This window comes from Arthrospira sp. PCC 9901, from assembly GCF_059013425.1.
The window spans coordinates 699,980-722,096 of record NZ_CP102296.1; the positions used below are offsets into that span (position 1 = coordinate 699,980).

Consider the following 22,117-nt stretch of genomic DNA (forward strand, 5'->3'; position numbering starts at 1 on the left):
ATTATGGGTTGCCAAAAGGTTCTAGGCAATGATAGTGTCCCAATTAACATCAAACACAGCCACCGTTGTATTCTTAACGGATATTTTAATTTTATGAGCCAGTCGCATCAGAACAACAGGTTCCTGAATTAGCGATCGGGAAGATTTCACAGCCTCTGCGATGTCCTTGTTCACGCACTGAATATGCAAAACACCCCACCGCCTATAGACTTTACACTGTCCCAAGGGTCTAAGCTGTTGCAATTCGGCTTCGTTTTCTCGATAGAAATCCCAAATCAGCCGTGTCAACTGTGAAGGTTTTTTCATGATCTTCCTCCGAGAAACACCATCCCCTTGTGGGTGGGTTGGGATAGGAGCAGCAATTGAGCCGGGTTAAATACCCCCGAAATTGCCCATTCGATAGCCATAAGCGTAGATCCTGCGGGGTTGGTAAAGGTTGAACCCTTGCGGGGTGGAGGGGTATGGTTGCCCCTCCATGGAGCTATGGTTGGCTCCGACTCCCTTGCGGGGTAATGTTTGCGCTTGCGCTAACGCGCACGCTGCGCGAACGCCAATGTTCAGAGTCGGTACTATCCAAATCGCACGTCCTTAACCCCTTAGAGATGTTTAACGATTCGGTTCTAGGGCCTGGAACTAGCACGCATTCCCGGGTAGGAACTTTAACTCTTGCTCTGAACGGAGCCAGTTAAGGCTATAGCTGGTCAGCTACCTGAAAGGGGGGCACGAAGCCCCCGTGCTTCAGCCGGGGGTGCTGACTCTGGGTTGGAGGCTTTAACAACTCCCATCCCGCAAATGGTTGGTTATACTTCTAATTGAAACTCAGATTTGCCCTTCACAGCAAGACCCTGATACAAGACTTAATAACAAATCCCGGCCAAAATTTGAGCAAAAAAAACCCTAAGTTACTGTTGGCAAGAGTTTTGAGCGATCGCCTATTTAAGATGATGTAACAAGATTGATCCCGGATATTTAACAATTTGTAAAAGATGTTTACATGAAGTACCCCACCCTACCACGTTCAGGGTCGGGCTTCCTACCCTCAAGAACTAGCGTTCTTGATACGATCGCCTTTTAACTGTCTGGTTAGGCGTAGATTCGCACACTTCCTGCCCTCTTTTCAACTCGGCAAATTGCCAAAGGTTTAGACAAGCATTAATCTCTCTATCATGAGATGTATGGCATTACGGACAAGTCCCTTCTCTAGTTAATAGAGTTAAATATTCTTTGATATACCCAGGAATCGAATATTTTGGGGTAATTGAAAATCTATATGCTCGGTAAATTTCGCACCCTTATAACTCCCATTGGTATTCTAAAAACGTTACAATATATTCAGCAAAATCCCGATGCACCATGGCTTTAATGTTTAAGTATTCGTAACCAATGGCTTGGTTATCGAACCTTAATTAGCGACTAATTATTATGGCATATCTAATCGTTGATTAGCCATTTTTGCGTAAGTTTTAGCCAGTCTAACCCTATATTATCGGGGTGATGAGAGTCTTTGAATTTTCGACTGACCCTCCTTTGTAGAATGGTTCAGCGTCTTAATGAACCTTGAAAATAACGAGGATTAGGGAATTTTTGCGGCTTAGACGTAATCACGAAATCTTTGAACCCTAGAGCCAATCGAATTGGATTCAAAAAGTTAAGTTCAGTTTTGTATATTGTGCTATCGGATTGAGCATATTGGTCGGGCATTCATCCCCACCTGGCAAGAAGGATGGGGTATTCTGCCCGAAATCTATGATAAATCTGTCCAAGCTATCAGGTGACGGCTTTGAGTAGCCACGAAAATAGTAGCCAGGATTATATATGCCACTAGGTCTGCAACCATGATATGATTTAAGTTTTGCAAGTACCCCTTACACACGACTTGAAAAGGAGAACCCGGATTATGGCCCGTATGTACTACGATGCCGATGCCAACCTAGATCTATTGGCAGGTAAAACCATTGCAATTGTCGGTTATGGCTCCCAAGGCCATGCCCATGCCCTTAACCTTAAAGATAGTGGCATGAACGTCATCGTCGGGCTATATCCGGGGAGTAAGTCAGCCATTAAAGCCAAAGATGCTGGTTTAACAGTTTATCCGGTAGATGAAGCGGCTAAAATTGCCGACCTAATTATGATCCTGCTGCCGGATGAAGTGCAGAAAACCGTCTACAAAAACGAAATCGAACCCAATCTCAGCGAAGGCAAAACCCTAGCATTTGCCCACGGGTTTAATATCCATTTTGGTCAAGTTGTCCCCCCAGAGAATGTAGACGTGATCATGGTAGCGCCCAAAGGTCCCGGACATCTGGTGCGCCGTACATATGAAGAAGGACAGGGGGTTCCTTGTCTGTTTGCGGTTTATCAAGATGCGTCAGGACAAGCCCGCGATCGCGCTATGGCTTATGCTAAAGGTATTGGTGGCACTCGTGGTGGCATCTTAGAAACCACATTCCGGGAAGAAACAGAAACCGACCTATTTGGCGAGCAGGCGGTTCTCTGTGGTGGTTTAAGTGCGCTGATCAAAGCTGGATTTGAGACCCTTGTAGAGGCTGGATATCAGCCGGAATTAGCCTATTTTGAATGCCTCCACGAAGTGAAACTGATTGTAGATTTAGTGGTTGAGGGTGGTTTGGCTCAAATGCGCGATAGTATCTCCAATACGGCTGAATATGGAGATTATACTCGCGGCCCCCGTGTAATTACAGATGCGACCCGCGCAGAAATGCGTCAGATCCTCAAAGAGATCCAAACAGGTCAGTTTGCGCGGGAGTTTGTGTTAGAAAATCAATCTGGTAAAGCCGGGTTTACCGCCATGCGCCGCCAGGAAGCCGAACATCCTATCGAAGAAGTTGGTCATGACCTGCGGGCGATGTTTAGCTGGCTGAAAAAGAAAGCCTAATGATACTCTGGGGGAGAGAGTCCCTCAGTTATTGCTCGGCTGACTTTTTGCCTTAATTACCGCTATTGGCTGGCGTGGTATTCTGTAACTGTTCGACATCCCTTTCCCGTTCTTCGTTGAAATTACGGGGGGTTAGCCAGTCGGGAACCAGCCCAATTAAAAATTCGCGGCTGGTTTTACTAGCGCCCCGCACTGGGTCGGGTAGGAAGGTAAAACCATCAGCAGAGGTGATAAAGGTAACAATTAGGGCGAACACTATCAGCCCGAGAATTTTTTTAGGAGTCATATTAACTGATTGGGGCTAAGATTTACTGGGGTTACTGACATTGGTGGAATATAGATATAGCCAATGTACTATATCTCACGGTAGATGCCAGGAATGCCTCTTCCCTGTTTCCGGTTTCGGGTTTCCTGATGATAGTTCTATGTTAACCTTTCAGCACCCCGCACGGTCAGTGCTGGCTGGGTTTACGAGCCTAAGTCCTACCAGGGGCAAGGCTTCGATGATCTGATGAGGCGATCGCGAATGACTATGGCTGATGTTTTAGAAACTCCCGAACAACAAATTGCAGTGATTGAAGCCAATGCCGATAAAATATCGGAAATCGGCGATCGCGGCTATAAAAACAGTGGGGAAAAAGGAACAGTGGTGCTGTTGCGCCAGTTGGAGAATAACTCGACAGAGTTGGAAGAATGGCAATTCCAATATCGTCCCATGAGTAGTCTTGATTCCATGCTATCCGATTGGAAACAGATGAAATTGCAAGAGATGCTAATTGCTTATAACCCTGATGTCTCTGTGGTTTGCACTTTTCTCTACCCTAATGGGGCTCACACTAGCTACCATTTTGGTAAGGTTTAGCTGTTAGCCGGAAAGCCCCCTCCTCCCCTTGGTGGGGGTAGAGTCAGGGTCGGGAATATCTCACGGTAACTGGTTTTCCAGAAATGAATCAACCAGGACCTGCATGGGTTCGGGAATTTCCGTGAGTAGCCGCACTGGAAAGGCATCGGTAGAAATAAACTCAAAGTATTCTGGGGTAAGAAAAACTTGATATTTTTCGGCTTCTGGTGTCAGTTGTGCAGCCATAGCTAGGGTAAAGGCTTTTACATAGTTTTGGATATCGGCGGCGGCGATACCTGCTACCTCATCACCAGATAGGGGTGTCCTGGGAACGCGGGATTGATCTAAGACAAAATCGGGGTCTTTGGCGCTGAGGTGGGTTCCTCCCAAAACCCCAACTAACCATTTGGGGGCGGGAATTTGGGGAAATATGGCGATTTGGTCGGATAAGGCGGGGGTGAGTTTATCGGCGGAGGTGGAGAAAATGAGGGTGGGAACTCGGATTTGAGTTAGTCCGGTTTCACCAAAAAGCAACGATGCGGTAGGATTAAGGGCGATCGCTGCTTTAATGCGGGGATCATATAGCCGATAGCGATCGCCTGGTAGTTCAGTGGCGATACATTGGGTAATTTGTCCTGAACTTAAAGTGATTGCGTCCTGCTGACAGCGTCGGCGTAGGGAGTCGAGTTGAAACTCTCCCCCAGCTATAGTTAAAGCTGTACCACCACCGAGGGAATAACCAATCACTAAAACGCGGTTAGGATTAAGGCTACGTTCTATAACTCCACCAGTTTGCGTTAGTTGAGTTAACTGATCGAGAACAAAACTAATATCCTGGGGACGTTCTAACAACTCCTGTGGTTGCATTGCCAGATTTTGGTTAATATAGGTCTGGTTACTCCCGGGATGTTCTAAGGTGACGAAAGCATAGCCGTGAGATGCTAGGTGGCGGGCTACATATTGTAATTCATTGCGAACGGAACCGCGACCATGGGTAAACAGTACCACAGGGCGATCGCTAGTTACGGCTTCTGACCAGTAAATATCTACATCAATGGTGCGGTTTCTGGCTGTATCCTCAAAAGTATGGGTAGTGGTGATCACTTGGTGAGGACCCGGTTGGGTGGGGTCTAGGGGGAGGGTTAAATTAGCATCTGTGGGTCCTAATTGTTGGACTATTTCCACCATAAACTGCTGAGTCTGCCAAAAAGAACGGTTGAGGCGACTAAATACATCAAAGGCGACATCGATATCAATTCTCAATTCTGGGTTAGGGTAGCTTTGTAAAAACCCTAGTATTGATAACCCAGACTCGCTTTCGGCTGCTTCTAATAGGGCGGTTTTAATGTCTGCGCCTCGGGTTTGGGGGTCCTGAGTGCGGGTAATGGTGGCAATTTCGTCAAGGATGTTTTCGCCAATTTGGGTTGTGAGTAAATTGCGGACGGCGGTGGGTGGGATACCTACTTGAGCATTGAAGACTCCCAGGACTTGTTGTTTTTGTTGAGGGGACAAAAACAGTTCATAACCTCGGAGTCCGGGGGGAACTTTTCCGGTGTTGGCTAATGTTTCTAAATCTTCGATCGCCAGAGAGAGAGACATAATCCCTTGGCGAACTATAATTGTTTCTGCTGCCTTCACTGGGGTAGCGATCGCAATATGAGTCCCCAATGCGATCGCCGAAAGTACAGCTAACTTGAACCTAGACCATTGAAAGTTCAGCCCCATAACACCTCAGACTACTGGTTGAAAAAAAAGTGAACCTAATCTTTTTGTAACACCTCAGAGAAGGCAAAATCAGGAGCAGCTAACACAAAAATTGTAGCGGGTAATCCCGTAGCCATTTTCTGGAGTCCCTCGTAATATTTACTGTACTGCAAATCCTCTTTGGGGGTAGCCATACCCAAAAATACCAAATCTGCATCCTGAGAGGAAGACCGTAGAATTTCCGGGAAAGGTTGTCCTTGAGACACAATCACCTTGGGTTTAGCCCCAATGCGTAACTGTGTAACAACTTTAGCCAAATTAGTCTGAGCTGCTAGTGCTGCTGTTTCGTCGGGTACAACTAAGTTTAAATTAATTTCGGCTCCGCGCCATTCCAGACTCGTCCGCAGCAAATAAGCCAGAATTAGCATCAAGCCTCCATTTGAATTAAGACCCCCCCACCAGATATCAATCTTCTGTCGATCGCCAAATCCCCGATCTGATTCATCTCTTAGTATGAGTACACTACGAGCGGTTTTGTGAAAATGTACTAGGGTTTCACAATATGATTTTCGACGTTCAGGGGATTGGGAATCTCCTAATAAAATTGTATTGGGTACTAAAGGACCAATTCCGTAGGATTCTACGAGTTGACGGGAGCCAGTGAAAGGATCATCTGCCATAATCACCCGGACTAAGCCTGCTATGGCTCGTTTTTCTAAATAATCGCGCAAAATCGCTTCTATTTCATTTCTTTGGGTCGGACTACGGGAGCCTGTGGGTAAAACTGTACTAACAGTAAATAAACTACGGTTATGACTGAGGCTGGAGGCTAATTCCACTAAAGACCAACGTTTATTGGGCGCACCGGAAAAGGTGAGGATATGGGGTCGCCAGTTTTTGGTGTCTGGGGTGTAACTCAGTTGAAATAAACCCCGACGCACTAGCGCCATCCAAATTCCCTGACGGATATCTCCCCAGGCGCTTTCTAGTTCTCGTCGCTCTAACCAAATATAGATACTAAAGACAATGATAGCCGCGATAATGGTGGCGATCGCATCAATGAGGAACATTACGCCTAAACAGCCGACGACTCCCAACAGAGACAATAGCCAGTGAACTTTGAAGGTGGGACGAAAGGAGGGACTTTCTAAAAAGGTCTCGATACCTGCTGCTAGGTTGAGTACCAAATAGGTGGTCAGAAAGAACATACTCAACACTGGGGCGATCAGGTTGAGGTCGCCGACAGCAACGGCGATTAATACAAATCCTAGGGTAACAACTGTGGCGATACGGGGTTCATTATCGGGTCCCGATCCGGTTCCTAGGAATTTTAACCAGTTGGGTAAAATGCCATCTTTGGCTAAGGCTTGCAGGACTCTTGGCGCTCCTAATATACTACCTAGGGCGCTCGATAGGGTGGCTCCCCAGACTCCCAGCAAGATAGATGGTCCCCAGAAAGCTATCCGTTTCATGATTAGCGCATCGGCTAGGAGGCTTTCTGTATCCCCTTGCATCCATAATAGGACGGGTAGCAACATATATATTACATAACCTGTGCCGACGGCGGCGAGGGTTCCTGTGGGGATGGCTTTGGTGGGGTTTTGCAGGTCTCCTGACATATTGACCCCTGCCATAATTCCGGTAACGGCGGGGAAAAAGACGGCGAACACTTGCCAAAATCCTACTTTGGGGAGGTTGGTGGCAATTGCTATGTCTTGTGTGCTGGCTTCGACTGGACTACCGAATAATAGGGAGATTAGGGATAGGGCGATCGCTGCCATGATGAAGTATTGGGCTTTAATCGCTAATTTGGCGGACTTAATGGCAATTATCGCCACCATGATGGTGGTGATGATGGCTACAACTTTAATATTGAGTTGGGGAAAGGTGATGACTAGACTTTCGGCAAAACCAATGGTATACAGAGCAACGGAGATGGCTTGGGCAAAATATAAGGGTATCCCAATGGCTCCGCCGGATTCAATACCGAGGGAGCGACTAATCATATAATAGGCTCCGCCGGCTCTGACTACTTGATCAGTGGCGATCGCACAAATGGAAAGGGAGGTCAGAAAGGTGATAGATGTTGATAGGGTGACAATAGCTAAGGTTCCCCACAGTCCCACCTGACCCACTACCCATCCAAATCGCAGATACATAATCACCCCCAGGATGGTTAAAATTGAGGGAGTGAAGACACCACCAAAAGTCCCTAAACCGGCTCCGGTTTGGGAAGTTGGCGGGGGTTCTGATGGTGGTTGAGATGGCCAAAAGGGTAGTTTCATGATCACACTATGTTTCAACCCAAGTCAATTAGACTTACCGGACTCGAGAAGATACTCTAAGAAGGTCTGGGCGACAACTGATAATTGTTTCCCGTTGAGATAGGCTGCATACCAACAGCGTTGGATGGGAAATCCTACCACATCTAAAGTGGTTAGCTCTCCTCGATCGCCATACGAGTTTAATGTATGTTTGGATAAAACGGAAATCCCCAGACCTCCGGCGATCGCTTGTTTGATCGCTTCGTTGCTACCTAACTCTAGGCGTACCCGCACTGATACCTTACTCTTGTCAAATAATTTCTGCACTGCCCTACGAGTCCCTGACCCAGATTCTCGCATGATAAATGGTTCATTGTTCAGCGCTTCAATGGGAATTTGGGTTTGACCGACTAGGGGATGGTTACAGGGGGCTACCACCACTAGGGGATTATCTAAAAAGGGTTTCGTACAAAGGTCTATATCTTCGGGCGGTAGACTTAGTATATATAGATCATCTTGATTTTCCAGCATCCGTTGGGTAATCTGTTGGTGATTGATCACCTGTAGGGCAATATCAATGGCTGGGTAGTTTTGACAAAAAGACCCTAACAGTCTGGGAATCACGTATTTAGCTGTGGTGACTACTGATAAACTTAATCGTCCCTGTTTAGCGCCTTTCAGGTCAGCAATGGTCATATCGAAATGTTCCAGGCGCTGGAAAATATCGTGACAGGTCGCTTGTAACTCCTGACCTGCATCAGTAAGATAAAGTTGTTTGCCAATTTGCTCAAATAGTGGTAGTCCCACCGCTTGCGATAGATGTTTGACTTGACTTGAGACAGTGGGTTGGGTGATCAATAACTCTTCTGCTGCGCGAGTGAAGCTACCGTGACGCGCTACGGCTTCAAAAACCTTTAACTGATGCAGTGTGGCCTGAATCACCAGCTTTGTCCTCCAAGTAATGGGTGATGATTGTACTATTGATTTAAGTCTATCAAAATATAGAGAATATACAATAGATTGACACTGATATAATATAATTACCTATTTCGGTTATAGCAGTTCCTAGATCCGAAGGAAGCGGAAAGCCTTTTTCCGGCTGGGACTAATTCCCGCCCCTGTATAACCCATGGGTTATCTGTTGGCTTTCAGTTGCGCCCGGTTGGTATGGAGGGGCGATCGAGATTTTTGATCGCGATCGCTGATATCCCAACCCTAAAACTGTCATATAGATAATATTTACAATACTTAATATTTTTTTTAGCCATTTAGTGATATGGATATTTTTTCCGGGGACCGAATGTGTGGTTTTGCAAAGAAATATAAACAAATGTAATGGAAATATTAACAATATTAAAGGTTGACTGAAGCCATTTATTGATAGTATTTTAATCAATCGGCAAATAGCCGGAAATTTAAAGAGCGATTCCTCAGAAGGGAGATATAAAGGAGTTATGTCTTACTCTCAAACTCAAACCAAATCGAAAGCCGGATATCAGGCTGGTGTAAAAGACTATAAGCTGACGTATTACACGCCGGATTACACGCCCAAAGATACAGACATTCTGGCCGCGTTCCGTGTTTCTCCTCAACCGGGAGTTCCCCCGGAAGAAGCGGGAGCAGCAGTAGCAGCAGAATCTTCCACCGGAACTTGGACAACTGTATGGACTGACCTGTTAACAGACCTCGATCGCTACAAAGGTCGTTGCTACCACATCGAACCAGTACCCGGCGAAGACAATCAATATTTCTGCTTTGTTGCCTATCCGCTGGATCTGTTTGAAGAAGGTTCCGTTACCAATATGTTAACCTCCATCGTGGGTAACGTATTTGGATTTAAGGCTCTGCGGGGCTTGCGGTTGGAAGATATGCGGATTCCAATTGCTTACCTGAAAACCTTCCAAGGCCCTCCCCACGGTATCACCGTTGAGCGGGACAAATTGAATAAATACGGTCGTCCTCTGTTGGGTTGTACCATCAAACCTAAACTGGGTCTGTCGGCGAAAAACTACGGTCGTGCGGTTTATGAGTGTCTGCGTGGCGGTCTGGACTTCACCAAAGACGACGAAAACATCAACTCTCAGCCGTTCATGCGCTGGCGCGATCGCTTCCTATTTGTACAAGAGGCGATCGAAAAAGCCCAGGCTGAAACCAACGAAATTAAGGGTCACTACCTAAACGTAACAGCCCCCACCTGCGAAGAAATGATGAAACGGGCGGAATTTGCCAAAGAACTCGGCACCCCCATCATCATGCACGACTTCTTCACCGCTGGTTTTACCGCCAACACCACCCTGGCTCGTTGGTGCCGTGATAATGGTATGTTGCTGCACATTCACCGCGCTATGCACGCTGTGGTTGACCGTCAACGTAACCACGGTATCCACTTCCGGGTTCTCGCCAAGTGTCTGCGGATGTCCGGTGGTGACCACCTGCACTCCGGTACAGTTGTAGGTAAACTCGAAGGTGAAAAAGGTATCACCATGGGTTTTGTAGACCTGATGCGGGAAGACCACATCGAAGAAGATCGTTCTCGTGGTATCTTCTTTACTCAAGATTGGGCTTCTATGCCTGGTGTAATGCCGGTTGCTTCCGGTGGTATTCACGTTTGGCATATGCCAGCTCTGGTGGAAATCTTCGGTGATGATTCCTGCTTGCAGTTCGGTGGTGGTACTTTGGGACACCCCTGGGGTAATGCTCCTGGTGCAACTGCTAACCGTGTGGCTCTCGAAGCCTGTATCCAAGCTCGTAACGAAGGCCGCAACCTGTTCCGTGAAGGCGGCGACGTGATTCGTGAGGCTTGCAAGTGGAGTCCTGAGCTGGCTGTGGCTTGCGAACTTTGGAAAGAAATCAAGTTCGAGTTCGAGGCCATGGACACCCTGTAGGTTTCCTCAGATTTCGAGAAGTCAGCACCCCCGGCTGAAGCACGGGGGCTTCGTGCCCCCCTTTCAGGTAGCTGACCAGCCTAAGCCTTAACTGGCTCCGTTCAGAGCAAGAGTTAAAGTTCCTACCCTGGAATGCGTGCTAGTTCCAGGCACTAGAACCGAATCGTTAAACATCTCTAAGGGGTTAAGGACGTGCGATTTGGATAGTACCGACTCTGAACATTGGCGAAGCAAACATTACCCCGCAAGGGAGTCGGAGCCAACCATAGCTCCATGGAGGGGCAACCATACCCCTCCACCCCGCAAGGGGGTGCTGGCGGCGGTCAGCCGCTTGAGTCGGTTTTCCTCTCTGTGATAAATCACGGAGCTTCCAACCCTCCCAGGAGTTTTACGTGATTTTGGATTGGGCAACTCCTCTAACTTGACAATTTTGGAGAGCTACGGATACAACTCAATCCAATATCTCAAACTTGAAGTCTTAACAGAGGGTTGGTGTCGGAACATGGATATCAAAAAAGTTGCCAAGGACACGACCAAGGTACTGACAAGTTACCTAACCTACCAAGCTGTAATCATCATCACCAACCAATTGACAGAGACTAACCCTGGTTTAGCTATCTGGCTAAGTGATTTTTCCTCTCAGGGGAAAATCCAGGATGGTGAGGCTTATCTTGAGGAACTGTTACAGGAAAATCAAGAACTGGCTTTCCGAGTCATGACCGTCCGAGATCATCTCGCTGAAGAGGTGGCGGGTTATCTACCGGAGATGGTTCGGCAGGGGATTCAGCAGGGAAATATGGCACATCGCCGCCAGTACCTGGAACGAATGACGCAACTCACTACTTCAGAGACTAACCCTCCCGACTAAGGTCGGAGCCTAAATAATTAATTTCAACAACTACCCTGGAAAATCACAATGCAAACACTACCAAAAGAGCGCCGTTACGAAACTCTGTCCTATTTACCCCCTCTGACTGATGCTCAGACCCAGAAACAGCTTCAGTATATTCTTGAGCAAGGCTTTATTGCTGGGGTAGAATTCAGCGAATCCTCTGCGCCTGAGCAACACTACTGGACTCTGTGGAAGTTGCCTCTGTTTAATGCAACTTCCGTTCGCGAAGTTATGGCGGAAATCGACGAATGCCGTCGGGAATATCCTAAGTGCTTTATCCGCGTTATGGGTTTTGATAACGTGAAGCAGTGCCAAGTTCTCAGCTTTATCGTTCACCGTCCCACTGGCTCACTGTACTAAATCACCCGCTAAAATTTAATCTAGGATTAGGCTAACCGCCAATTTCTAAAATTTTGAGGCAGGGGTGACTCCCTGCCTTTATGATATGGGTAGAATGGATAAAAACCCTTAACCACAGGAATGCTCTACCAACCAAAGGTGTTTACAGGTGGTCTACCCCGTCGCCTGGTTATTCTGTTAATGATCGTGATTGTCCTGGGGGTGTTGTTTCGTTTTGCGAGTCTCGATCGCAAATTATATTCCCATGATGAAGTTTTTACCAATTTGCGATCGGCTGGTTTTACCCGGGAACAGGTAGATCAGCAATTGTTCAGCGATCGCATTTTTACCCCCTCAGAAGTCCTAGAATATCAACACCTCAAACCCGATAGCACCGCCGCCGATACTCTCGCATCTCTGCATAGAAACCCCCATCATCCCCCCCTATATTATCTCATAGCTAGGGGTTGGATGCGAGGCTTTGGCAGTTCGATTTTAGCTTCCCGTCTTTTACCCGCCATCATTAGTTTAATATCCTTACCGCTTATTTATGCCTTAGCTTGGGAATTATTTCAATCTCCGCTAATTTCCCTCATGGCTACCGCTTTACTAGCTGTTTCTCCGGTGGATGTATTATTAGCGCAAACCGCTCGTCAATACAGCTTAATGACCGCTTTAATTATCGCCTCTAGTCTCATGTTACTCAAGGGGAGTCGGACTAACAATTGGCTGTGGTGGTTGGGTTATGTAATTACCTGCACTTTGGGACTATATACCCATTTATTTTTTGGATTAGTTATAGCTAGTCATATCGGTTGGGGAATCTTGATTTTTGGGTCAGAACCGAGACGGAATTATAAACCACGTCCGTCTTTGTTTTTCATGCAGTTGGGGATATCTATATGTTTAACTTTGGTTCTTTATCTCCCCTGGATAACTGTTATTATCCATAATTGGGAACAGGCTCAATCCTTAACCAGTTGGACTCATCAATCGATGAGTTTACTGGATTTATCCAAGTTTTGGCTGCTAAGTTTTACGTCGGTTTTAGTTGATATTGACTTTGGCTTTAACAGCTTCTGGACGTATTTATTTAGGCTGCCGTTTTTACTGCTCATTATTTATGCTCTGTATTATGTAAGTGAAACCAATGATAGTCAAACCGGATTGTTTATTTTAACTGCCATTTGGATACCGTTTATCCTGCTGGTTTTACCAGATTTATTATGGGGAGGACAACGTTCCTCTGTCACTCGGTATCTGATCGCTTGTTTTCCGGCTATTCAAATAGCGATCGCTTTTTTATTAGGAACCCACCTTAATAGCGGTCGTCAATCATTATTAGATGGTGAAAAGTTGTGGCTGTGGGTATTAGCCATATTACTAAGTTCTAGTATTATTTCCTTGAGTGTGAGTACAGTTTCATCAACTTGGTGGGATAAAGGTTTAAGCTATTTTAATCATCAAGTGGCTACAGAAATTAATCAAGCCAACTCATCTGTGCTAATTTCTGATGCGGGAAATGGTACTAATACAGGAGATTTAATCTCCATCAGTTATCTATTAAATAATGATGTGAAACTTATCCTGATGAGTAATCAACCATCATTACAATTAATTCCTGAACAGTCCACCATTTTTGTATTTAGACCTTCTCAGGAATTACAAGAGTTGTTACAGCAAAATTATGGCGACCTTGAGCAAGTCCTGGAGACCCCAGACCTGTGGAAAGTTCAATAATTGCAGAGGAGTTGTAGTCCTATGAACTATATATTTATGGTTTATCTAACTGCTTTTATAATTACAGTAATTGTCAGTATATTGGGAATAATTTATAAACCAATATTGCGTTATAGAACCCTAAAACGTATTAAGCATAATTACAATTACCGCCAACCTAACCAGTGTATAGTCGGTTTTATTCCTCAACATAGAATCGAGGAAATCACGATGAAAAGCAATCTGGAAACTACCCCAGGATTTTTACAATATGGAAAGCAGAAAATCATTTATTTAATGCCTTCTGAATGCGATTCTAGCGTGATTACGAAAGAATTTGACCAAGATGCAGAAGTGGTTTTGATGAATCCCAAAGTTTTAATATCGTCGAAAATACCTCCGTTGATTCGGATTATTAATCCCTCAGAAAATAGAAGTTATTACTTTGTGGTTACTGATATATGGGGTAATATAGACCGCCGGAAAACTCGAGAAGTGTTTAATCAACTATCAGCTAATTTTCCGGGTGTAATCATCTCCTATGGTCAACCAACACGAGAGTTAAAAATATTTGTTCAGTCCCTAACAGTGGTGATGTTTATTGGACTGTTGACGGCGATTTATAGTGGCTTCAATGCGGCGTATCCTCAACAATTAGGCTTTATTAGCGCCAGTCCCAATGGTGAGATTTTGACGACGGATCATCGTTATTTATATAACTTAGACTCTCAAGGAAATCTGCACAATAAATATGCTTTAAAAGATTTAGGTATTCGAGAAGGAATAACAGACCTACAGGTAAGCGATCGCTCTCAATTATTTCTCGGAAATTGGGAAACTGGAAGAATCGAATCTTGTCAACTAGACCAAAATACTTGTCAAGAATTACCAGGTTTTCAGAAAGATACAGGAATAAATTGGGAGTTTCGCAGTACCTTTAAATTTGTTGTTGATCACGAAAAACAGTTAATCTATGCTACGGACACAGCCAGACATCGCCTCGTCGCCTTAACCATGAATGGGGAAATTGTCGAAAGTACCAGAGGGGAAGAAATGTTACTGTGTTATCCCAACGGTATCACCATTGACAATAACGGAAAATTGGCTGTTGCTGATAGTAACAATTTTCGGCTGATTACTTGGTTAACCAATAGCGAAGGCTTGGAAATTACCCCAGATCAACAAATTGATACAGTTCGACCACCACGACCTATTACGGAGTGTCTTCCTGACCACACAACTCGACCTAAAAATTGGATAATTCGCTCCTGGGAAAAACTATTAAGAGATCATACAAATTACTACATCGAAGGAAGGAGGATCGCTTTAACTGTCGCAGACAGTGGAAAAACATTTCCGATATTTTTGGAACAGGATAACCAGGGCTTTTGGTGGGTGTTAGTTTCTGAAAGTTCCTTTTCCCGTTATAACCTGATTAGGTTCGATCCTAACTGGTTGATACCCCAGAGAGTTCCGCTACCAGAAACTACTGATATTTCTAACATGACGATCGCAGAAAATCAGGTATTGTTAACAGTACCAGAATATGGTGAAATTTGGGCGATCGCAGTGGATGATTTATCAGTCAGTGTATTTGGGGATGATACCTTTAAACAGTTAATGTCGGAAATTAAGCAATCAAAACAAAACTTATTGCGTGTTTATTATCAGAGTCTCATGCTCACAATAATATCCTGTGCTATTGTCTTGCTTATATATCTTTGGGAAAGCCACCAAAAAGCTATGGAATTATTAGGTCGAGACCCGAATTTACCGGGTTATTAGCGCGTCAAATAGTCCTCCCACCCGGTTTATGTAGTGTTTGATGGTAGTTATTTATCGATAAACACAATTACTTAAATATAGACTCCAAACAAAACCTTCTATGGGTCCGATAATGCGAGTCCAGTTCGGTCCTTCTCTACCGTCTGTTATTCCTAAAATTACGCGAGTTCCATTGGGTAAACTACCAACAATTTTACCAGCAGGAGTTGCTCGCACATTTAAGGGAGTTCCGGTAGGGTCATTGACAATACAAGCGCCTACAGGGGTTTGAGCGAGTTGTAATTCCTGAGACGGTTTAACAGAGTCAAAATCAGTAAATGCGATCGCTGCTGTTCCCCAACCCGTAGCGGTGACTAGGATTATTGAAATCATTACAGAACCAGACCAATTATTCATTTATCGGTGTTTGTTGGTGATGATTTGCCTAACTCCATTATAGTTGTTAATCGACCGTAAGCAGCCATTTTTTAACCAAACTTAATATTTATCACTCATGGGTAAGTTTAAACCGGGGTAGAAATTACCATAAATTCCACCCCCAAATTAAGCCTAACTTTCCATAGCTGACACCGACTTAGGAACCCCAGCCGTAAGAACCTCATAACCATCTGCTGTCACCAAGACATCATCTTCAATTCTCACCCCTATTCCCAGCCATCGCTCATGGACCTCTGGTTGTCCTTCCACGGGTTTAATATCCGGTTTAATATAAATCCCCGGTTCCACAGTTAACACCTGTCCTGGCTGCAATAATTGCGGTTCTTCACCCCACTGATAAACCCCGACATCATGAACATCTAAACCCAACCAATGTCCGGTTCTGTGCATATAAAAATGCTTATATTTTTGTTCCTTAATAATCTGCTCAATATCGCCTTTGAGTAATCCTAAATCTAGCAAACCTTCTACCAAAACCCGCACCGCCGTATCATGTAACTGGTTATAGGGATTTCCTGGTTTCACTTGTTCAATGGCGGCGATTTGTGCGCGCAAAACCAACTCATAAATAGTTTTTTGCTCTGGTGTAAACTTACCATTAACGGGAAAAGTGCGAGTAATATCAGCATTATAATATTGATAAGCGCAACCCGCATCAATCAACAATAAATCCTGGTCTTGCATTTGGCGATTATTCTCAATGTAATGCAAAATACAAGCATTTTCACCAGAGGCGACAATGGAAGGATAGGCGGGAGTCGCACCATGTTGACTAAAGAAATATTCAATTTCAGCTTGTACCTGATATTCATACTTCCCGGGTTGAGCAAATTCTCGCGCTCTCTGGTGAGCATCTACAGAAATTTCCGCCGCTTTTCGCATCAATTCCAATTCTTTGGGGCTTTTAATTAGCCTTTGAGGATGGAGAATTGTGCCAGCATCTTGGATAGCAATGGGACCTGTGCCATGTTTAGGATAAACCCGGATTAAATTTTGCCAATGGTTGAGAATTATCTGGTTAAATTGTTGATCAGGTCCTAGTCGGTAATAAATGCGATCGGCTTTTTGTAGGTATTGGGATAATTTTTCGTCTAATTCATGAATGGGATAAGCCTCGTCAGCACCATAAATAGTTTTAGCATTATCAACCCCAACTCGATATCCTGTCCAGGTTTCTTTTTCGGGGTCTTTGGGTTGTACAAATAGAATAAATTTATGTTTTTCGTGGTGGGGTGCTAAGACGGCGACGGCGTTGGGTTCATTAAAGCCAGTTAGGTAGAAAAAATCGCTATCTTGGCGGTAAGAATATTCAACGTCGTTGTGCATAACTGCTGTGGGCGCACTTCTAAAAATGGCAGTACCCCCACCAATTTTAGCCATTAACTGTTCGCGACGCTGTTTATATTCTACTGGTGTGGTCATTGGTTAACTGTTCCTGATAAAGATTCTTGTGGTGTTTGATAATATAGCAGATTTCATTCTGTCAAGCGGGATTGGTAATTGATAATGATGGGTGAGTGGGGGGTGATTAATAGAGCGCGTCGCCTCCCGTGGCTGGATATGGTTTCCCTTTCCCGGAGTCGAAGGGGGAGCAAGTATGAGCAAAATTGTAGGGTATGGGGGGTACATGAAAAAACCCAGTCTCTTGAATAAGAAACTGGGCGGAAATTTTCAGAGCGATTTCTCAGGTAGAGAAATTATAATACTGGAGCAAACCGTTCTTTTTCGGGAACTTCAGTGTATTCGGCTACAATTTGCCGAAATTCGTCTCCATCAATGGTTTCTTTTTCGATGAGTAAATCAACTAGGCGATCGATAACTTCGCGGTGATCGCGAATGATTTGACAAGCATCTTGATAACAATGTTCGGCGATCGCTTTAATTTGAGAATCAATGCGGGAAGCAATTTGATTAGAATACTCAGTGCGGGTAGCAAAATCCCGACCCAGGAAAACCTCACCCTGGGAAGATTCCAGAGACAGCGGGCCGAGGTCAGACATACCATAACGAGTCACCATTTGACGAGCCATTCCCGCCACCTGTTGCAGGTCTCCACCCGCGCCGGTGGTAACTTCGGCATCACCAAAGATCACATCTTCAGCGGCGCGACCGCCCAAAGCGCCGGTAATACGAGCGAGAATTTGAGAGCGAGAAATCAAACCCTGATCCTCATCAGGCATAAACCAGGTCAAACCGCGAGCCTGTCCACGAGGAACTAGGGTAACTTTTTGAACGGGATCATGATCTTTAATCAGAGTACCAACGATCGCGTGTCCGATCTCATGATAAGCAATCAGACGCTTAGTTTTACCATCAAGGAGGGGGGTTCCTTCCATACCCGCCACTACCCGATCAACGGCATCATCAATTTCCGCCATGGTAATAGCCTCCTTGCGGCGGCGGGCGGTGAGGATAGCAGCTTCATTAAGTAGGTTCGCCAGGTCAGCCCCAGTAAATCCGGGAGTCCGACGAGCGATCGCTTCCAGAGACACCTGATCGGCAAGTTTTTTATTGCGGGCGTGAACTTCCAAAACTGACAGACGGCCCTTAATATCAGGAGCATCGACTATAACTTGGCGATCGAACCTTCCTGGTCGCAACAAAGCCGAATCAAGAACGTCTGGGCGGTTAGTAGCAGCAATAATAATAATGCCCGTGTTACCCTCAAAACCATCCATTTCAGTTAATAACTGGTTAAGGGTCTGTTCTCGTTCATCATTACCGCCGCCAATACCAGCACCACGCTGGCGACCGACCGCATCAATTTCATCAATAAAGACGATACAGGGGGCAGTTTCCTTAGCCTTCTTAAACAAATCGCGGACCCTGGAAGCCCCAACCCCAACAAACATCTCCACAAATTCGGAACCAGAGATGCTAAAGAAGGGAACCCCAGCCTCACCAGCGATCGCCTTAGCCAGGAGAGTTTTACCAGTTCCCGGAGGTCCAACCAACAAAACACCTTTAGGAATTCTCGCCCCAACAGCCGTAAAGCGTTCCGGCTTTTTCAGGAAGGTAACCACCTCTTGAAGTTCTTCTTTAGCTTCCTCAACCCCAGCCACATCATCAAATAAAACCCCAGTTTTGGCTTCCATAGAGAAACGAGCCTTAGACTTACCGAAGTTCATGGCTTGACCAGGGCCACCCGGCACATTATTAGAACGGCGGAACAGGAAAAACAGTCCCACAATCAACAAAATCGGGAAAACCAAATTTCCTAAAAGTCCCCAAATCGCGCCATCATTACGGGGAGGGTGAGAGTCAAAGCTAATATTAGCAGCACGCAGGCGAGAAATTAGTTCCGGGGCGTTATTAGGCAAATCGACCCGTAGGCGCTGCACTCCATTGTCTAATTGAGGATCAATTGCCTCGACGATCGCCGTCCGTCCCCCCTCATATAGATCGACACTGGTAACGCGCCCAGCATCGAGATAATCTAAGAATCGGCCATAAGTCATGCGAGTGCTGGCTGTATTATTTTGGGCTATATCTGTCGGGGAAGCAGCAAAAGCACCCTGCCATAGGAAGAACCCGATCACCAGAGCCGGGATCGTCCATAGCAGAATGGTTCTCCAAGATGTTTTCATAAATTCAGTTGCCTCTATGTCCTATACATCAGAAGTTTCTTAAAACTCAGCCCAGTTAACGGCCAAGATTAAAGATATTCATAATCTTAACTAAATTTAACGTAAGAGTCTGTGATCAGGCAACCAGGCCGGGGAGTTTAATGGCCCGCTACAGTTGATGAGGGGGAAAAGTCCTGATACGGAAAAATATCAGTGGGATATAATCTGACAATGGGGGACAGCAGGCTATAATCCTAGGAATTGTAGTTAGAGATGATTATTTCGCGCGCGAAGTAGGGTAAAGTTACCGTTGTTGGATTGCCTATATCTAAATCTCAGGAAAGTTATAACTATGGGAGAATTGTCAGAAGGTTGCTAGACACTCAAACTCATATTTCTGAATTCAAGTTGTCAGCACCCCCGGCTGAAGCACAGGGGCTTCGTGCCCCCCTTTCAGGTAGCTGACCAGCCTAAGCCTTAACTGGCTCCGTTCAGAGCAAGAGTTAAAGTTCCTACCCTGGAATGCGTGCTAGTTCCAGGCACTAGAACCGAATCGTTAAACATCTCTAAGGGGTTAAGGACGTGCGATTTGGATAGTACCGACTCTGAACATTGGCGAAGCAAACATTACCCCGCAAGGGAGTCGGAGCCAACCATAGCTCCATGGAGGGGCAACCATACCCCTCCACCCCGCAAAGGGGTGCTGGCGGCTAAAGCCGCTTGAGTCGGTTTTCCTCTCCGTGATAAATCACGGAGCTTCCAACCCTCCCAGGAGTTTTACGTGAGGCAACCCAAACGTTTCTTTTGATCTCAGCTTGGCTGTTGAGAACTTTAGTTCCCGATCGCAAGTCTGATGGCAAAAAGAAGAATCTCACGGACTTAGTCCCTCTGAGTGTCACAATTTTTGAGTCTTCGTGAAGTAACGGATTTTTCAGATGCAGAGTAACAAACAGCCCGGACAGTCACAGTCACAGTCACCGTTAGCTAAAGCTACCACTACCACAACCAAAGCGGCGACTACTGGTGTAGTCGGCCGCTCAACGATTCTCAGCGTTGACTTGGGGAGAACCGCAACTAAATCCTGTATGAGTCGCAACCCCGCAGATGTGGTTTTTATTCCCTCTAATGTTGCCCAACTTAGTGTAGAAAAAGCCCGTGGCGGTGGCTTTGAGTCGAAAAACACCGATCCACTGTTAGATCTATGGCTGGAATATCAGGGATATGGTTTTGCAGTAGGTCAACTGGCTGCTGATTTTGGGGCCAGTCTGTTTGGCGTAGATCCCGCCGCTAACCCCTCTAAGGTGAACGATGCCCTAATTAAGATCTTTGCTTGTGTGGGATATTTCAACCTTAAAGGTGATCTTGATGTGGTGCTGGGCCTACCATTTTACTCTCAAGAACAGTTTGAGCGGGAGAAAGAACAAATTATTAGTCTCCTCAGTGGACCCAATACGTTGGTCTTTAGGGGTGAGCAAGTAGTGGTTGATATCAAGAGTGTTCGGGTAATGCCAGAAGGCTATGGTAGCCTGATTTGGTGTGAAGCCCAGGGCAGCAAGGATATGCCTAACTTTGCGGATCTTTCTGTAGCTGTTGTTGATGTGGGACATCAAACTACGGATTTCTTGACTGTCGATCGCTTCCGCTTTGCTCGTGGGGTTTCTCAGAGTGAAGTCTTTGCGATGAGTAAGTTTTATGAGGAAGTCGCCGCTAAGATTGAGGGAGCCGATGCTCAATCCCTATTCCTCCTAGAGGCAGTACATAAACCTCAAGGACAGCGTTTTTATCGTCCCAGAGGCGCGACTAAACCTGCTAACCTAGATGAAATTGTACCTGAGTTGCGTAAGGTTTTTGCACGGGATCTTTGCGATCGCGTGGTAAAATGGCTCCCAGAAAGGGTCACAGATGTAGTGATTACTGGCGGCGGCGGTGAGTTTTTCTGGCAAGATCTACAACCCCTGCTCAAAGACGCTCAGTTAAGGGCTCATCTGGCTCAACCAGCTCGTAAAGCCAACGCCCTAGGACAATATGTCTATGGGGAAGCTCAACTAGCCAAACGCTAATTAATTGGTTTTTTCATCCCGTTGGGTGGTTTCTCAACGGGATAGCCTGTTTGGGGGTGAAATTAGATCTAATTGCTGCTAAACTGGGTTAGTCCTCATTGGCAGGTCTGCCGATACGTCCTACCTAACTATGCTCTGGGCTAATAAAAAACTTACGCAGTCGGTTACTTTTACTGAGGATGCTGCTGATCAAACTCTGTTAGAGGCGATCGAAAAGGAGCTATCTCTCACCAAATATCAAACTTTTAGCAATCTCTGTAAACAGGCTTTGTGGCAGTTTCTGTTGAGTTCTCCCACCACACAGACCCCTGTGGTTAACAATGATTACCGCCCGGAAATTACCTCGGAAAGACCTGTAAACACCCCTCCTAATCTAAAACCTATTGAAGAGGGTTTATTGAGTCTCCAGAGGCAATTAGGGGTTTTGGAGCGACAGCTACAAGCCCAAAAACCGGAAAATAAAACCCAACAACTTGAGAGTCAGGTTAATCAGTTAACCCAGCAGCTTGCTCAATTTCAGTCGACGATCGCATCTAAACTAGATGCTACCAATGAGGCGATCGCTCAAATACCTAGTCAATTACCCCAAATTACATCACCTGCGGCACCACCAGAACCCCCTCGGTCAACTGCGCCACCTCCCCCACCTGCTGCACCTACCCCCAACCCCCAAGAAGCCGACCCACTGCTTCAGCGTCTGAGTTCCCTGGTGGATGATTTTTAACATC

The 22,117-nt window shown here is 45.7% G+C and carries 18 protein-coding genes and 1 pseudogene; 9 read left to right on the plus strand and 10 right to left on the minus strand.

Going from position 1 to position 22,117, the window contains the following annotated elements:
- Positions 1-21 precede the first annotated feature (21 nt).
- Positions 22-306: a hypothetical protein gene (locus NLZ44_RS03155; RefSeq protein ID WP_006623321.1), complete on the minus strand. Its 285-nt coding sequence runs from the start codon at positions 304-306 to the stop codon at positions 22-24.
- A 1,591-nt stretch (positions 307-1,897) separates the two neighbouring features.
- Here NLZ44_RS03155 and ilvC point away from each other — a divergent pair.
- Positions 1,898-2,896 (plus strand): ketol-acid reductoisomerase, encoded by a 999-nt coding sequence (ilvC, locus tag NLZ44_RS03160; protein ID WP_006623318.1) that lies wholly within the window; start codon positions 1,898-1,900, stop codon positions 2,894-2,896.
- 52 nt (positions 2,897-2,948) lie between these two features.
- On the opposite strand, the gene NLZ44_RS03165 is transcribed toward ilvC, so the two are convergent.
- Positions 2,949-3,182: a hypothetical protein gene (locus tag NLZ44_RS03165; RefSeq protein ID WP_006623317.1), complete on the minus strand. Its 234-nt coding sequence runs from the start codon at positions 3,180-3,182 to the stop codon at positions 2,949-2,951.
- A gap of 225 nt (positions 3,183-3,407) precedes the next feature.
- Between NLZ44_RS03165 and NLZ44_RS03170 the strand changes: the two genes are divergently transcribed.
- Positions 3,408-3,758, plus strand: coding sequence for a hypothetical protein (locus NLZ44_RS03170; protein WP_493751830.1), 351 nt, complete (start codon positions 3,408-3,410; stop codon positions 3,756-3,758).
- A gap of 60 nt (positions 3,759-3,818) precedes the next feature.
- Here NLZ44_RS03170 and NLZ44_RS03175 read toward each other — a convergent pair whose 3' ends face one another.
- From NLZ44_RS03175 to NLZ44_RS03185, 3 genes are read right to left on the minus strand one after another with little or no spacing between them, the layout of a single operon-like run.
- A complete protein-coding gene (locus NLZ44_RS03175; RefSeq protein WP_493751831.1) occupies positions 3,819-5,462 on the minus strand; it encodes an alpha/beta hydrolase in 1,644 nt (547 codons plus the stop codon).
- A 35-nt stretch (positions 5,463-5,497) separates the two neighbouring features.
- Positions 5,498-7,726 (minus strand): APC family permease, encoded by a 2,229-nt coding sequence (locus NLZ44_RS03180; protein WP_493751832.1) that lies wholly within the window; start codon positions 7,724-7,726, stop codon positions 5,498-5,500.
- A gap of 24 nt (positions 7,727-7,750) precedes the next feature.
- The gene (locus NLZ44_RS03185) at positions 7,751-8,647 is read right to left on the minus strand and encodes a LysR family transcriptional regulator (protein WP_369299793.1); all 897 of its coding nucleotides are present in this window, start codon (positions 8,645-8,647) and stop codon (positions 7,751-7,753) included.
- 512 nt (positions 8,648-9,159) lie between these two features.
- On the opposite strand from NLZ44_RS03185, the gene NLZ44_RS03190 reads away from it, so the two are divergent.
- Positions 9,160-10,590, plus strand: coding sequence for a form I ribulose bisphosphate carboxylase large subunit (locus NLZ44_RS03190; protein ID WP_493751833.1), 1,431 nt, complete (start codon positions 9,160-9,162; stop codon positions 10,588-10,590).
- A gap of 237 nt (positions 10,591-10,827) precedes the next feature.
- Here NLZ44_RS03190 and NLZ44_RS03195 read toward each other — a convergent pair whose 3' ends face one another.
- Positions 10,828-11,019 carry a hypothetical protein gene (locus NLZ44_RS03195; RefSeq protein ID WP_493752940.1) on the minus strand — a complete coding sequence of 64 codons (192 nt, stop codon included), beginning with the start codon at positions 11,017-11,019 and terminating at the stop codon, positions 10,828-10,830.
- Positions 11,020-11,092: 73 nt separating this feature from the next.
- Here NLZ44_RS03195 and rcbX point away from each other — a divergent pair, with 73 nt between their 5' ends.
- From rcbX to NLZ44_RS03215, 4 genes are all read left to right on the plus strand, one after another.
- Positions 11,093-11,458 carry a RuBisCO chaperone RbcX gene (gene rcbX, locus NLZ44_RS03200; protein WP_006623658.1) on the plus strand — a complete coding sequence of 122 codons (366 nt, stop codon included), beginning with the start codon at positions 11,093-11,095 and terminating at the stop codon, positions 11,456-11,458.
- A gap of 48 nt (positions 11,459-11,506) precedes the next feature.
- On the plus strand, positions 11,507-11,842 hold the full coding sequence (locus NLZ44_RS03205; protein WP_006623659.1) for a ribulose bisphosphate carboxylase small subunit: 336 nt from the start codon (positions 11,507-11,509) through the stop codon (positions 11,840-11,842).
- Positions 11,843-11,962: 120 nt separating this feature from the next.
- A complete protein-coding gene (locus tag NLZ44_RS03210) occupies positions 11,963-13,561 on the plus strand; it encodes a glycosyltransferase family 39 protein (protein WP_493751834.1) in 1,599 nt (532 codons plus the stop codon).
- 210 nt (positions 13,562-13,771) lie between these two features.
- Complete coding sequence (locus NLZ44_RS03215; RefSeq protein WP_493751835.1) at positions 13,772-15,325, plus strand: hypothetical protein; 1,554 nt, start codon at positions 13,772-13,774, stop codon at positions 15,323-15,325.
- A gap of 51 nt (positions 15,326-15,376) precedes the next feature.
- Here NLZ44_RS03215 and NLZ44_RS03220 read toward each other — a convergent pair whose 3' ends face one another.
- The 4 genes and pseudogenes from NLZ44_RS03220 to NLZ44_RS03235 form a co-directional block, all read right to left on the minus strand.
- Positions 15,377-15,721 carry an SH3 domain-containing protein gene (locus NLZ44_RS03220; RefSeq protein ID WP_006623662.1) on the minus strand — a complete coding sequence of 115 codons (345 nt, stop codon included), beginning with the start codon at positions 15,719-15,721 and terminating at the stop codon, positions 15,377-15,379.
- A 153-nt stretch (positions 15,722-15,874) separates the two neighbouring features.
- Positions 15,875-17,185: an aminopeptidase P N-terminal domain-containing protein gene (locus tag NLZ44_RS03225; protein WP_493751836.1), complete on the minus strand. Its 1,311-nt coding sequence runs from the start codon at positions 17,183-17,185 to the stop codon at positions 15,875-15,877.
- Positions 17,186-17,460: 275 nt separating this feature from the next.
- Entirely contained in the window at positions 17,461-19,350 is a 1,890-nt protein-coding gene (gene ftsH2, locus NLZ44_RS03230) for an ATP-dependent zinc metalloprotease FtsH2 (RefSeq protein ID WP_006668579.1), read from the minus strand.
- Between the two features lie 606 nt (positions 19,351-19,956).
- Positions 19,957-20,138 (minus strand): annotated as a pseudogene (locus tag NLZ44_RS03235) (hypothetical protein).
- A gap of 126 nt (positions 20,139-20,264) precedes the next feature.
- Between NLZ44_RS03235 and fcmB the strand changes: the two are divergent.
- Together fcmB and fcmC are read left to right on the plus strand one after the other, a co-directional pair.
- Positions 20,265-21,389: a filament morphology actin-like protein FcmB gene (gene fcmB, locus NLZ44_RS03240; protein ID WP_493751837.1), complete on the plus strand. Its 1,125-nt coding sequence runs from the start codon at positions 20,265-20,267 to the stop codon at positions 21,387-21,389.
- A 130-nt stretch (positions 21,390-21,519) separates the two neighbouring features.
- Positions 21,520-22,113, plus strand: coding sequence for a filament morphology membrane protein FcmC (fcmC, locus tag NLZ44_RS03245; protein WP_493751838.1), 594 nt, complete (start codon positions 21,520-21,522; stop codon positions 22,111-22,113).
- The last annotated feature ends 4 nt before the right edge of the window (positions 22,114-22,117 follow it).